General features: G+C 33.2%; 11 protein-coding genes. 4 read left to right on the top strand and 7 right to left on the bottom strand.

Annotated features, from left to right (window positions below; genetic code table 11):
* The coding region (locus tag ACEW8E_RS03720) for an IS1 family transposase (protein ID WP_373478995.1) at positions 1-230 on the top strand (230 nt) is incomplete at its 5' end.
* A gap of 129 nt (positions 231-359) precedes the next feature.
* Here ACEW8E_RS03720 and cobQ read toward each other — a convergent pair.
* Positions 360-1,853 carry a cobyric acid synthase CobQ gene (gene cobQ, locus ACEW8E_RS03725; protein WP_373478996.1) on the bottom strand — a complete coding sequence of 498 codons (1,494 nt, stop codon included), beginning with the start codon at positions 1,851-1,853 and terminating at the stop codon, positions 360-362.
* Positions 1,854-1,968: 115 nt separating this feature from the next.
* Here cobQ and ACEW8E_RS03730 point away from each other — a divergent pair, with 115 nt between their 5' ends.
* Both ACEW8E_RS03730 and ACEW8E_RS03735 read left to right on the top strand, forming a co-directional pair.
* Complete coding sequence (locus ACEW8E_RS03730; RefSeq protein ID WP_373478997.1) at positions 1,969-2,838, top strand: leucine-rich repeat domain-containing protein; 870 nt, start codon at positions 1,969-1,971, stop codon at positions 2,836-2,838.
* A 28-nt stretch (positions 2,839-2,866) separates the two neighbouring features.
* Positions 2,867-3,706: an alpha/beta fold hydrolase gene (locus ACEW8E_RS03735; RefSeq protein ID WP_373478998.1), complete on the top strand. Its 840-nt coding sequence runs from the start codon at positions 2,867-2,869 to the stop codon at positions 3,704-3,706.
* Positions 3,707-3,858: 152 nt separating this feature from the next.
* Here ACEW8E_RS03735 and ACEW8E_RS03740 read toward each other — a convergent pair whose 3' ends face one another.
* The 4 genes from ACEW8E_RS03740 to crtE form a co-directional block, all read right to left on the bottom strand.
* The gene (locus ACEW8E_RS03740; RefSeq protein WP_373478999.1) at positions 3,859-4,371 is read right to left on the bottom strand and encodes a DUF1269 domain-containing protein; all 513 of its coding nucleotides are present in this window, start codon (positions 4,369-4,371) and stop codon (positions 3,859-3,861) included.
* A 121-nt stretch (positions 4,372-4,492) separates the two neighbouring features.
* Positions 4,493-5,374: a tRNA (5-methylaminomethyl-2-thiouridine)(34)-methyltransferase MnmD gene (locus ACEW8E_RS03745; protein WP_373479000.1), complete on the bottom strand. Its 882-nt coding sequence runs from the start codon at positions 5,372-5,374 to the stop codon at positions 4,493-4,495.
* Positions 5,375-5,431: 57 nt separating this feature from the next.
* Positions 5,432-5,893, bottom strand: a complete 462-nt coding sequence (locus tag ACEW8E_RS03750) for a divergent PAP2 family protein (protein WP_373479001.1) — start codon at positions 5,891-5,893, stop codon at positions 5,432-5,434.
* 9 nt (positions 5,894-5,902) lie between these two features.
* Positions 5,903-6,829, bottom strand: coding sequence for a geranylgeranyl diphosphate synthase CrtE (gene crtE / locus ACEW8E_RS03755; RefSeq protein WP_373479002.1), 927 nt, complete (start codon positions 6,827-6,829; stop codon positions 5,903-5,905).
* A 253-nt stretch (positions 6,830-7,082) separates the two neighbouring features.
* Between crtE and ACEW8E_RS03760 the strand changes: the two genes are divergently transcribed.
* Positions 7,083-7,472: a heavy metal-responsive transcriptional regulator gene (locus tag ACEW8E_RS03760; protein WP_373479003.1), complete on the top strand. Its 390-nt coding sequence runs from the start codon at positions 7,083-7,085 to the stop codon at positions 7,470-7,472.
* A 109-nt stretch (positions 7,473-7,581) separates the two neighbouring features.
* On the opposite strand, the gene mfd is transcribed toward ACEW8E_RS03760, so the two are convergent.
* A complete protein-coding gene (mfd, locus tag ACEW8E_RS03765) occupies positions 7,582-11,127 on the bottom strand; it encodes a transcription-repair coupling factor (protein ID WP_373479004.1) in 3,546 nt (1,181 codons plus the stop codon).
* A gap of 224 nt (positions 11,128-11,351) precedes the next feature.
* Positions 11,352-12,419, bottom strand: coding sequence for a recombinase RecA (recA, locus tag ACEW8E_RS03770; protein ID WP_373479005.1), 1,068 nt, complete (start codon positions 12,417-12,419; stop codon positions 11,352-11,354).
* Between the last annotated feature and the right edge of the window lie 346 nt (positions 12,420-12,765).

Below are 12,765 nucleotides of genomic sequence, written 5' to 3' on the forward strand. Positions count from 1 at the left end.
TCAGTAAAACTTACATGATAAGGGTTGAGGGAGAAAATACGAGATTGAGGCACTATCTAGCCAGATTACACAGAAAAACTCTTTGCTATTCAAAGTCTGTGCAAATGTTGAAGTATTCAATTTCACTGTTGATTCATTATCTTAAATTCCAAGATATTCCCATCCCTTACACAAGTTACGAGCGATCGCTCGTCGGCTCTGGTACACAGCACGCCTCTGTGATAATTTAAGAGAGTAATAAAGATACGTGCGCGTAGCGTGCCTTCGGCATCACCTTATCTAAAAATTATACTTTAATTCAGCAACGCCTAATAATTATTTCTTGTTTTTAATACCTTTGTGATTCTCCTGTCCAGACTCTAATTATTTATTTGTAAAATGGGATCTAAGTTAAGATGTGTTTCTACTAAATCTGCTAGAGAATCGAGTAATTCTTCTCGTTGTTGACGATAATTACTTATGCCTGTGGGTAAAGATGATAAACCGCGCTTTTGTCGTAAATTATTTAACCATGCACGTCGCCAAGATCCATTATCGAAGATACCATGAAGATAACATCCCCAAAGAGATTGTGTTTCGTCAACTAAACCCAAAGTAGCATCACTAAATAAGGGAAAGTATCGAATTTTTCTCTGTTTACTCAGATGAGGGATTATTTCTGTATATCCTTGATGAATTTCATAACCATCTACGGGTAAACCTTTTTGGGGATAATTAGCGGCTACTTCCCTTTGACGGGTTATTTTTTCTGGTTTTAAAGTGGTTGTAATGGGTAATAAATTTAGTCCTTCACAACTTTTTTCTAAACTTTCAAGGCGATGTGGATCTAATATTTCATTACCTAACATTTGAAAACCTCCACAAATTCCTAAAATTGTTCCTCCTGATTGCATATATTCTCTAATTTGTGCTTTCATACCACTTTTTTCTAAGACAATTAAATCGGCGATGGTAGTTTTTGTGCCGGGTATAATTACTGCATCGGGATAGCCTAAAGTTTGATGAGGCTGGACATATTCTATTAACACGCTTTCTTCTGCTTCTAAGGGATCAAAATCGGTAAAATTAGAAATATGTGGTAATTTAATGATACTTATTTTTAACTGATAATCTTTTTTTCGGCTAGGTAAATCTAATAATCCTAAAGAATCTTCTGAGGGTAATGCTGAGTCAAACCAAGGTATAACTCCTAATACGGGAATTTTTGTATAGTCTTCTAACCATTCTATACCCGGATCTAAAATTGTTTTATCTCCCCTAAATTTATTAATGACGATACCTTTTATGAGCGATCGCTCATCGGGGTCTAATAGTGCTAAAGTACCAACAATATGAGCAAAAACTCCTCCTCTTTCAATATCCGCCACTAAGATAGTAGGGGCGTTGAGATGTTTTGCTACTCGCATATTAGTTAAATCACGATGTTTAAGATTAATTTCTGCAGGACTTCCAGCTCCTTCACATACCACTAAATCAAATTCTTGTCCTAAAATATCTAAACTTTCTGTAATAGCTTCCCAACCCCTCTCAAAATAATCTCGATAATATTCTTTAGCGTTAGTAACTCCTGCTATTTGCCCTTTCATGATTACTTGAGAAGTCATGTTACCTTGAGGTTTGAGTAAAATGGGATTCATTTCGACTCTAGGAATAGTTTTTGCACTCCATGCTTGTAATGCTTGAGCGTAACCAATTTCTCCCCCTGTAGCGGTTACATAAGAATTTAACGCCATGTTTTGCCCTTTAAATGGGGTTACATACCAACCTTTGCGCCAAAGTAACCGGCATAAAGCCGTAACTAAAGATGATTTTCCTGCGTGGGAAGTAGTCCCCACTACCATAATTGATTTCATTTATATTTCTATTGCTTTTGGAGTGTTGAAACAGATTAAGATTAAAATAATCAAAGTCACTATTAAAGTTTATTCTAAAGGTCAAAGATTCAATTAAGATCTTTAATGGTATTTTATGAGTAAAATTTTTATGTTAGAGAAAAAAATGTCTTTATTAAAATCAAGTTTGATCTTGAGTTTCGCACTAACCACGACAATTAGTCCATTGGCTATGGCACAAACTAACGTTACTATGACAAGTTTTAGGGATTGGTGTACTCAAGAAACATCTTTACCCCTTGCTACTCAAAAAACTATTAATGCCGTTGTTGGAGCTTTAAAGGTAGAAAATTGTTTACAAGCGGCAGAAATTATACCTAAAGTTTTTGCCATTAATATTAGTAGTAAAGGTATTTCTGATTTACGCCCTTTAAGTAGTCTTATCAGTATCACCGAATTAACTTTATATGATAACGAAATTAGTGATATTTCTCCCTTAAAATCTATGACTAATTTAAAAAAATTAATTTTAGGTCATAATCAAATATCAGATCTTTCTCCTCTCAATTCTTTAACTAATTTAGAAAAATTATATCTTAGTGATAATAAAATAGAAGATCTTAAACCATTATCTTCTTTTAAAAATTTAAGAACATTATATATTAATCAAAATAATATTAGTGATTTAACACCCTTAGAAAATTTAACTAATTTAGAAGAATTATATGCTAAAGATAATCAGATTAATGATTTAAAACCTTTAGATGATTTAACCAATTTAACTGAGTTATATTTAGATAATAATAAAATTTTTGATTTAACTCCTTTAACTAAACTTAAAAAATTAGAAGAATTATCTCTTAATAATAATAATATTACTAATTCTAATATTAATTCTCTTTGGGATTTAGATAGTTTACAAGAACTTTATCTTCATAATAATCCTGTAGCTCGTCAATTTTGTCCTAATAATAAAAAAGCACTGTGTTTTATTGGTAATAGATAATTAAATACTTAAAAAAATAATCTTAATAATGATAACTATTAAAGAAAATAAAATAAAAATTGGATCATTAGAATGGTATTACCGAGAAATTTTACCCATAAAAGATAATAATAAAACCCCTGTTATTTTACTTCATGGCTTACTTTCTCAAAGTTTCTGTTGGCTTGAAATTATGCCCATTTTAGGCGAATATGGTTATCATGGCATCGCACCTGATTGGTTAGGTTGGGGATTATCAGGGAAACCTGAGCAAAAAGATTTCGACTATACACCTTCTAGTTATCTCAAAGCATTTACAGAATTTATTGAAGGTTTAAAGTTAGAAAAAATATCTTTAATTGTTCAAGGTTTTTTAGCAACTATTGGTATTCAATATGCTCTGCAATATCCAGAAAAAATTGATAAATTAATTATTCTTAATACTCCTATTTCTTCTTCTGCAAAATTACCTTGGCAAATTGCACAATGCGGAGTTCCATTTTTAGGTGATATGGTAACTCAAGATCCTTTAATTGTAGATCGTACTTTAGAAAAAGGTTCAGGTTTTGTTATTTCTGATCAAAATTTAGCCTTTTATCGTAAACCTATTGTTACTTCTTCTTTAGCAGGTAGAACTTTAGTTAAGGTGGTAAAAAAATTAAACTTAAAACAAGTAGTTACGGACATTGAAACAGGTTTAAAACAATGGGAAAAACCCTGTTTAATTATTTGGGGAAAAGATGATCCTTGGTTAGAATTTGCTCCGATTGAAGAATTAGTCAATAGTAATAAAAAACTTAAATTAATAACTATTGAAGAAGCAAAACACTATCCTCAAGAACATTTTTCTAAAGAAATTTCACCCATGATAGTTAATTTTTTAGGTTAAATATCGAGAGACGACAAAAAATAAATAGGGGCATAATATACTACGTCTTTACCGAGTATATTACGCCCTTATATTCATTAACAAAAAGTAATTAGCCTATCTGTCATAAAGTAAATATACAATTAATTTTGCATATCTATTTATAATTAAGATTAACTTTCAAAGTCTGAGGCTTTAACACCGTAGCTACTTAATACAGCTTGTAACTGTTCTTCATCATCTTTGCTTAAAGATGTGCGTAAAACAGTACCACCATATTTACTAACTTCGTCTAAAACTTTATCTGGGGTTACTTTTCTGACGAGAATAAATAAAGCGGAAGTTTCTGGTTGTAAAGTTTTGCCTAATTCTTTCATGAAGTTATCATCTACGCCTATATCCGTCAATGCGCCACCGATTGCACCTGTCGCTGCACCTACTGCTGCACCAAATAAGGGTACAAGAAATAAAGTACCAATTAATAATCCCCAGAAACCGCCACTAGCTGCACCACTGGTGGTTAAGTTAATGGCTTGTTTTAGCTTAACTTTTCCTTCGGCATCTTTGACTACTACCGCCGCATCTTCTAATTCAATTAAATGTTCTCTTTGTAATTTAGCCAAAGTCAATCTTACTTCTTCGGCTTTGAAAATATCGTCGTAGGCGATCGCAATTAAATCACTCATGTTATTCTAGTTTGATAAAAAATTAACTTCCCCTAATGTAGCAATTAATGAACCTCTATTAATTATTTTTAACTAATTCTTTATTTGAATAAATTTTGAAAATTGCTCAAAAAGTAAAGGATTAAGAAAACCAGCGTTTTTTCCACTTACTGGTAAATTCTAAATTACTTAAGTTTTGTTCTTCTTTTCTTCGTTGTTTAATTATTTCTATGGTATCTTTTAGTTCTGGATCTCGAAAAGGTACACAGGCTCTAGTTTGTAAATGTTCTAATTCTCTTTGTGATAAAGGAGGTAAAGGTTGAGAAGAAAAAGTCCCTAATGTACCGGGCGATCGTGAAACGGCGCTGCGCGATCGCCTTCCCACAGAATAATTAGCACCAATGGTTAAACCAGCTAAACTAAAAGCCGTGCGCACGGCGGCAGAACAAGAATAAGTAGCGATAATACCATCATGATTCAAACACTTAGCAACTAAAGAAATAAATTCTACACTCCATAATTGAGGACACTTAGGAGGAGAAAAAGGATCAAAAAAAATAGCATCCGCTTGGAAGTTTTCTTTAACTAAAGGTTGAATAGTTTGTCTAGCATCACCAATTAATAATTGTAGTTTTCCTTGGGGAATATTTACTTTTTTTAAATTTAATAATTGGGTTAAAATTTCGATGATGTTTGATGACCAAAAAGATAATAAATTATGAGAAATAGCTTCACTAGGTACAGTTTCATCTAATTCTAAAGCAATAATTTCTACCTCACATTTAGGATTAGTTTTAAAGATACAATCAAGAGCAGCTGCGGTATTGTAACCTAAACCATAACAAACATCCAGAATAGTAATTTTATCTTGTCTTTTTACTTTCTCTAAAAGATTACATCCTTGAATATAAGTTATTTCTGCTTCACTTTTTGCTCCATATTTACTATGAAAAGTCTCGCCAAATTCTTGAGAATAAAAAGTTTGTGAACCATCATCAGTTACTTTTATTTCAAAAAAATTCATAAGTAAATATTTGGTAAAATTAATTATATCCGTTTTCTGACTTGTTATTCACTCTTTTTATATGTTAGAAAATAGCGGTAAAAGAAATATTGAGCTGATTATTCCTAATAATAAACCAACGACCACTTGGAAAGGTGTATGACCTAATAATTCTTTTAATTTCTCTTCATTCACATCTTCATTATTAAGAAATTGATCCATAATTTGATTGAGTATTTTAGCCTGTTTTCCTGCTGCTTGTCTAACCCCAGCCGCATCATACATTACTATTCCTGCAAAAATGGAGGCGATGGCAAATTCTGGAGAATCCCAGCCCAAATTTTGACCAACCCCTGTAGCTAATGCACCTACAAGAGCAGAATGAGAGCTGGGCATACCACCAGTGCTTACAAGATAGCGAAAACTAAATTTACGATTAGTCACTGTATCTACAGAAACCTTGATTATTTGAGCCAAAATACAGGCAAGAAGAGGAATGACAATTAAACGATTAGTGAATATTTCCACAAAAACTTCCATTTTTTTCGCCTAATTTTTACGGGTAACAATATATTCTGCAATAGCTTGTAGCGGTAAGGCTTTTTCTCCATATACCGTTAATTGTGCTACGGCATCTTTAACTAATTGCTCTGCTTTTTCTTGAGATGTTTCTATACCCCAAAGTTTCGGATAGGTGGCTTTTTGGGCAGAAATATCTTTTCCTGCGGTTTTGCCTAACTCTTCGCTGGTGGCTGTAACGTCAAGGACATCATCAATAATTTGGAAAGCTAAACCAATATTTTGAGCATAAATTGATAAACGACTTAAATCTTCAGGGGATGCACCTCCTAACACTCCACCACAAGAAACACAAGCCTCTAATAATGCCCCTGTTTTGTTTCGATGAATAGTAGTAAGAATTTCGGCGGTAATATCTGATTTACCTTCACAATCTAAATCCATAACTTGCCCTCCTACTAAACCATTCGCACCAACGGCTTTACCTAAGATACCTAATACTTTAACAATTCTTGGAGCTGGAACATTTTTGGAATTTTCCGCTACATACTCAAAGGCATAAGCTAATAAACCATCCCCAGCTAAAATCGCTATATCTTCCCCATAAACTTTATGATTGGTTAGTCTTCCTCGACGATAATCGTCATTATCCATGGCTGGTAAATCATCATGAATTAATGACATTGTATGTATCATTTCTAACGCACAGGCGGTAGGCATAGCGGTATTTTCTGTTTCTCCTAATAATTCCGCCGTTGCCAAACAAAGAATTGGGCGAAGTCTTTTTCCTCCTGCTAACAGAGAATAACGCATGGCTTCATAAATTTTTTCAGGCTTCCCAATGGGTAAAGATTCATCTAAAGCCTTTTCTACTAATTCTTTTTTTGTCTTTAAGTATGTTTTTAAATCAAAGTTAGAATCGGATATTATAATTGGTTTTAAATCGGTTTGTACCATATTTTTAATACTACCTACAATGGCTTATAATCATGGATCAATTATCAGTGATTTATGACGATAGATCAATTAACTAAGGATAAAATAACTTATCGCAATGTTTAAATCATTGGTGAATAATTAAAGATTAAAAAATAAATCTGTAAATCTTACTATAACGTCAAAACTGAATAGGGTAACTAATCGTTAAAACTATATTAGGATTGTTATAGGTTTATAACCTTCTCTATTCAATAATTAATTGTCAAAAAAAATGTTTCAAGTTGGGCAAATTTGTCGAGAATTAGGCATTAATACTCAAACTATTTATTATTATGAACGTATCGGCTTAATACCTCCTTTACAACGCACAAAATCAGGTTATCGTCTTTTTTCTCCTGAAGATGTGGAAATTTTACGCTTTATCCTTCGTGTTAAAGATTTAGGTTTAACTCTTGATGAAATTAAACAGTTATTAGAATTAAAGAAAGGGAGATCGCTAACTTGTCAAGCAGTATATAATCATCTAGTAGAGAAAATCAACCAAATTAACGCCAAAATAGTTCAATTACAGCAATTAAAAACAGAATTAACTCCTTTACTTAAGCAATGTGAAATTAACTTAAATAATCCTCCTGAGTATGAATGTAAAGTTTTGAATTAGATTAAAAATTAAAAAATATGTGCTTTTTTTTTCAATAGAATTTTTATAAATAGCTGAATATGTTACTAATTGTTGATTATATCAATTAGAACTCAAAAAATTAAAATACTTAATCCGCCACAAGATAATTAAACCAACTATTAAGACTATCTAATTGTTGACTTGGTTTCATTGCACCTAAACCCCTCACAATTATTTTATTTTTGCCATAGACAAAACGATTTTGTAAATGCTTGGGCAATTTTTCAGCTAATAGTAACCAAGCTGGTTCTTGCATTGGTGTTTCAATGATAATGTTTTGTTTCCCTTCTGGTTTTATCCTTGAAAAACCGATAGATTTCGCTTTCTGTTTTAACTGTGCTACTTGTAATAATTGTTGTGCTGGTTCAGGAATATCTCCATATCTATCTCGCCAATCTGCTTCAATCTGCTTAATTTCCTTATGACTAGATATAGTTGCGATCGCACGATAAGCATCCATTTTTTGCTCTAAATCAGCGATATAACGAGTGGGGATTAAGGCAGTGAGTTGTAAATCAATTTGAGTATCTTCAACTTGAGGAATTTCTTGCCCTTGAATTTCGTTAATTGCCTCTTTTAACATCTCCGTGTACATCTCAAAACCAATAGCCTCCATTTGCCCTGATTGCTCAGCACCAAGCAAACTGCCGACTCCACGAATTTCCATATCACGCATAGCTAGATGATAACCCGAACCGAGTTGTGAAAACTCCTGCAATGCCCGTAATCGTTTTCTAGCTACATCCGATAAAGTTTCCTTCTCAGGATATAATAACCAAGCATGGGCTTGAATACCAGAACGTCCCACTCTTCCTCTGAGCTGATATAATTGAGCTAAACCGAATTTTTGGGCATCTTCAATGATTATCGTGTTAACTCTTGGAATATCTAATCCAGATTCAACGATAGTCGTACATACTAGCAAATCCGCCTCACCATTATTAAATGCCAACATCGTTGTTTCTAATTCTCCTTGGTGCATTTGCCCATGGGCGATAGCAATTCTAAGACTCGGAATCATAGCTTGAAGCATTTTAATAACCTCTTCCATACCCTCAATACGGGGTAAAACATAGAAAATCTGTCCACCTCTATCTAATTCATTACGAATAGCAGTACGAATTACCTCCCCATTAAAAGGCAAAATATGAGTTTTAATAGGGCGACGACTAGGAGGAGGAGTAGTAATTAAACTCATTTCCCTTACCCCAGAAATAGACATATAAAGAGTACGAGGAATCGGAGTTGCACTGAGGGTTAAAACATCGATAGATGCTTTCATTGCCTTAATTTTTTCTTTCTGATTAACCCCAAATCTTTGTTCTTCATCTACTACTAATAAACCCAAATCTTTATATTTAATTTTATTGCTTAAAACTCCTTGTGTGCCGATGACAATATCTAATTCTCCCGTTGCCAATTTTTTAATAATTTCTGTTTTTTCTGACTCTGTACGGAAGCGATTTAATAAACCTATATTAATAGGATAAGGAGAAAATCTTTCAACTAGAGTATGATAATGTTGTTGGGATAAAATAGTAGTTGGTGCAATAAAAACCACTTGTTTATTATTAGCTGTAACAGCTTTAAAAATTGCTCTAATAGCTACTTCAGTTTTACCAAAACCCACATCACCACAGACTAATCTATCCATCGGACGATCGCTTTCTAAATCAGTTTTTACATCCTGAATTGCCTTTAATTGATCAGGAGTTGGTTGATAAGGAAAAGAGTCTTCTAATTCTCGTTGCCAAGGGGTATCTTCAGGGCAAGAATTACCTTTTAATTCCGCTCTGGTAGCATATAATTTAACTAAATCAACCGCCAATTTTTTAATGGATTTCTTAACTTTATTTTTGACATTTTCCCACTCTTTACCTGACATTTTATTTAACTTTGGCGGAGCTTCTCCTGTATGTCTATAGCGAGAAACTAACTCTAAACTATCTGCTGGAACTCTTAATAAACCATCGCTATATTTTATGACTAAATATTCTCTACCCTCATAAATTTCTAATTCTAAAAATTGTCCAACTCCATGATATTTATGAACAATAAAATCTTTAGGTATTAACTTGTCTAAATTAACCTGTTTTGATGCCGCTTGACGACGTTTTCTGATATACGTTGGACTGGCTAAATTATGTTGTCCAAAAAACTCTCTATCAGTAACAATAGCAATGCGAAAAGTAGGTAAAATAAAACCCTCTAATTCTGCTTGTCCTGAATATTTTAAAGCAACGGAAATATTTTGACGATGGAGTTTTTCAATACTACCAAAATCCATAGGATTAGCGATAAATTGAGCTGGGCAATCATGCTCTTGTAAAAGGGCAACACTACGAGAAGGTTGAGCGGAAATTAACCATTTATTATATTTACTCAAATCCATAGTATTATAAACTTCTTTTTTCCCCCTTAAAATTTCAGCTAATTTAGCAAATTGATGAGGGGAAATAGGTAAAGGGCGAGAAGATAAATTAATAGTAGGTATTTCTTTATCATAAATTTCTAATGCTATCTCAGACAGATAAATTTGAGGATATTTAACTAACTCTAAAGATGCCGAAAAATCTCGATGAATTTTTGGAATAGCCACTAAATCTTCAACATTAAAAACTGGATTCTCTCCTCCAAAATTGAGAGCAGGAGGGCTAGACTGGGCGAGGGAATTTTGTAATTGCCATTTTTCTTCTGCTTGTTCAACCCAAATACGACTATGGGCAAGACATTGTTCTACTTCGTCCATGACAACGATAGTATTGTTAGGAAAATAATCTAAAATCGAGGCAGGTTGACCATTTTCACCATGAAAAGCTAACCCTAAAAATCGAGTCATCGCTTCAGGATAAATACCATTTTCCAAATTCTCTTGCTCTGAAGTCGAAATATATGGTTTAATTATTTCTAGTGTAGGTAAATTGTAACCAATAATATATTGCCATGTAGTAGGAGTTAAACTTAATTGCTCAATTTTGTCTAAACTTCGTTGAGATACAGGATCAAACTCTCGCAAACTCTCTAATTCATCGCCTAAAAATTCTAATCTTACGGGTAATTCTGCCGAAACAGGGAAAATATCAATCAAATCCCCCCGTTTACTCCATTGTCCTTCAATTTCAACTAAATTAACTCGCTCATATCCCATTCTTGCTAAAGTCAAATCAATATTTTTACTTTCAAAAATCATACCCTTCGTCAAATTTAAACAATAATCAGCAAAAACCAATGAAGGAGGTAAATGAGGTTGTAATGCTTTTTCTGTGGTGACAACCGCTAAAGGAGAACTTGTAACATCTTGATTTATTAAACTTGAAAGGGTCTGCATCTGTCCCCAAATCATCTCAGATTCACCATTAAAAGCCTCATAAGGGGTAGCTTCACTGGTGGGATAAAAAAAACTTTGTTTGTAACCCATAAGCTCAATATTAGCCATCCAACGAGAGGCTTCTTCAAGGGTAGAACAAATTACAAGTACGTTTTTCTTTTCTTCTTGAGCAATAGCTGAAGTTACTAAACCTTTTGGTAATCGAGCAACTCCCTGTAAATTCAATTTTTGATCGGTGTTGAGTTTCTGTATTAATTCTGTTGTGAGTGGAGATTTAGCGATGGCACGAAGGACAGATTTGAACATGGATAATGAACGATTGATAAAGGCACAAAAAAAACTGTAATGATAAGTTATTATCAAATTGATTTAAGAGTTAAAAATTATTAATGCCTTAACACGAAAATAATCTTACAGCTCCCATAAACTCATCTAAACTTATTCAAAATTCTGAAAAGCCATTCATTTGAAATAAATTAAGCATTATAGGGTTAAATGGCAAACCCTAATTCCTAATTTCTTATTCTGATTTATTCTTCTGTATTGAAATCTTCTTCAGAATCTTCTGTTGAGGTGGTAAAACTAACATTATTAATTTCTAATTCAGCTTTCACTTTTTGTTCAATAATCACGGCAACTTCTGGTTTTTCTTCAAGATACTTAATCGCATTATCTCTACCTTGAGCAATATTTTCACCATCATAACTATACCATGCACCCTTACGAGTAACAATATTAGTTTTTTCTGCTAAATCTAATAAACAACCGATACTAGAAATACCAGACCCGAAAATGATGTCAAATTCAGCAATGCGAAAAGGTGGCGCTACTTTATTCTTAGCAACTTTTACTTTTGCTCTAATACCATACTCTCCTTCCGTGCCTTTTTTTAAAGTTTGAATACGACGAATATCAAGACGCACAGAAGCATAAAATTTTAAGGCATTACCTCCTGTGGTTACTTCAGGGCTACCATAGCTGATGCCAATTTTTTGACGTAATTGGTTTAGAAAAATTACTGTTGAGCCTGATTTCCCGATATTCCCCGCAATTTTTCGCAATGCTTTACTCATCAAACGAGCTTGTAATCCAACTTGTAAATCTCCCATTTCTCCCTCAATTTCCGCACGAGGTACTAAAGCTGCAACAGAATCAATTACAACTATATCTACGGCAGAGCTACGTACCAATTGATCAACAATTTCAAGAGCCGATTCTCCATTATCAGGTTGAGCTACCAATAAATTATCAATATCAACCCCTAAAGCTGCCGAATAACTAGGATCTAAAGCGTGTTCTGCATCGACAAAAGCCGCTACACCACCTGATTTTTGAACTTCAGCGATGGCATGAAGAGCTAAAGTTGTTTTACCAGAGCTTTCAGGTCCATAAATCTCGATAATACGTCCTTTTGGAAGTCCGCCACCTAGAGCTAAATCTAAAGTTAAAGCACCACTGGAGATAGTTTCTATCTTCATTTTTGTTGCATCTCCGAGACGCATAATTGATCCTTTACCAAAACTACGTTCAATTTGAGTTAAAACGACATTTAGAGCTTTTTCTTTATCTGAGATTTGATTTGTTGTATTGGTAGCCATAAGTCGATGGTAATTTTAAAAGACTGTGTTAATAATATAGTTATACAAACTTTTATGCAACTTTTTGGTACATAAGTATTGATATCTTAACCTATTTTGAATAATATTTGATGTATTTTCAAAAAAAAAGTTGTCCAGTAAATGTATATTCATATCTTCTCTCCTCCCTGAAAGTTTAAATCGAATCTTCAGTTATTTAAAAATCAAAAAAAGAAAAAATCTTAAAACCGTTATATAAAAGCAAGTATAGCCATTAAATTGTTAACGGGGGAAAAAGATTTAAAGAAAAAGTTGCCAAAAAGAAAAAGATTAGTTATATTAGTAAATGTGCGATTGAGAGCAAACG

Origin of the sequence: Geminocystis sp. (assembly GCF_041753295.1) — a bacterium.
In the GTDB taxonomy this organism is placed as follows: Bacteria; Cyanobacteriota; Cyanobacteriia; order Cyanobacteriales; family Cyanobacteriaceae; genus Geminocystis.

Bases quoted from the DNA above. Each gene is read 5' to 3' on its own strand.
- ACEW8E_RS03760 (WP_373479003.1), top strand. From the start codon at position 7,083: ATGTTTCAAGTTGGGCAAATTTGTCGAGAATTAGGCATTAATACTCAA.
- mfd (WP_373479004.1), bottom strand. From the start codon at position 11,127: ATGTTCAAATCTGTCCTTCGTGCCATCGCTAAATCTCCACTCACAACA.
- ACEW8E_RS03730 (WP_373478997.1), top strand. From the start codon at position 1,969: ATGAGTAAAATTTTTATGTTAGAGAAAAAAATGTCTTTATTAAAATCA.
- ACEW8E_RS03740 (WP_373478999.1), bottom strand. From the start codon at position 4,371: ATGAGTGATTTAATTGCGATCGCCTACGACGATATTTTCAAAGCCGAA.
- ACEW8E_RS03750 (WP_373479001.1), bottom strand. From the start codon at position 5,893: ATGGAAGTTTTTGTGGAAATATTCACTAATCGTTTAATTGTCATTCCT.
- cobQ (WP_373478996.1), bottom strand. From the start codon at position 1,853: ATGAAATCAATTATGGTAGTGGGGACTACTTCCCACGCAGGAAAATCA.
- ACEW8E_RS03735 (WP_373478998.1), top strand. From the start codon at position 2,867: ATGATAACTATTAAAGAAAATAAAATAAAAATTGGATCATTAGAATGG.
- crtE (WP_373479002.1), bottom strand. From the start codon at position 6,829: ATGGTACAAACCGATTTAAAACCAATTATAATATCCGATTCTAACTTT.
- recA (WP_373479005.1), bottom strand. From the start codon at position 12,419: ATGGCTACCAATACAACAAATCAAATCTCAGATAAAGAAAAAGCTCTA.
- ACEW8E_RS03745 (WP_373479000.1), bottom strand. From the start codon at position 5,374: ATGAATTTTTTTGAAATAAAAGTAACTGATGATGGTTCACAAACTTTT.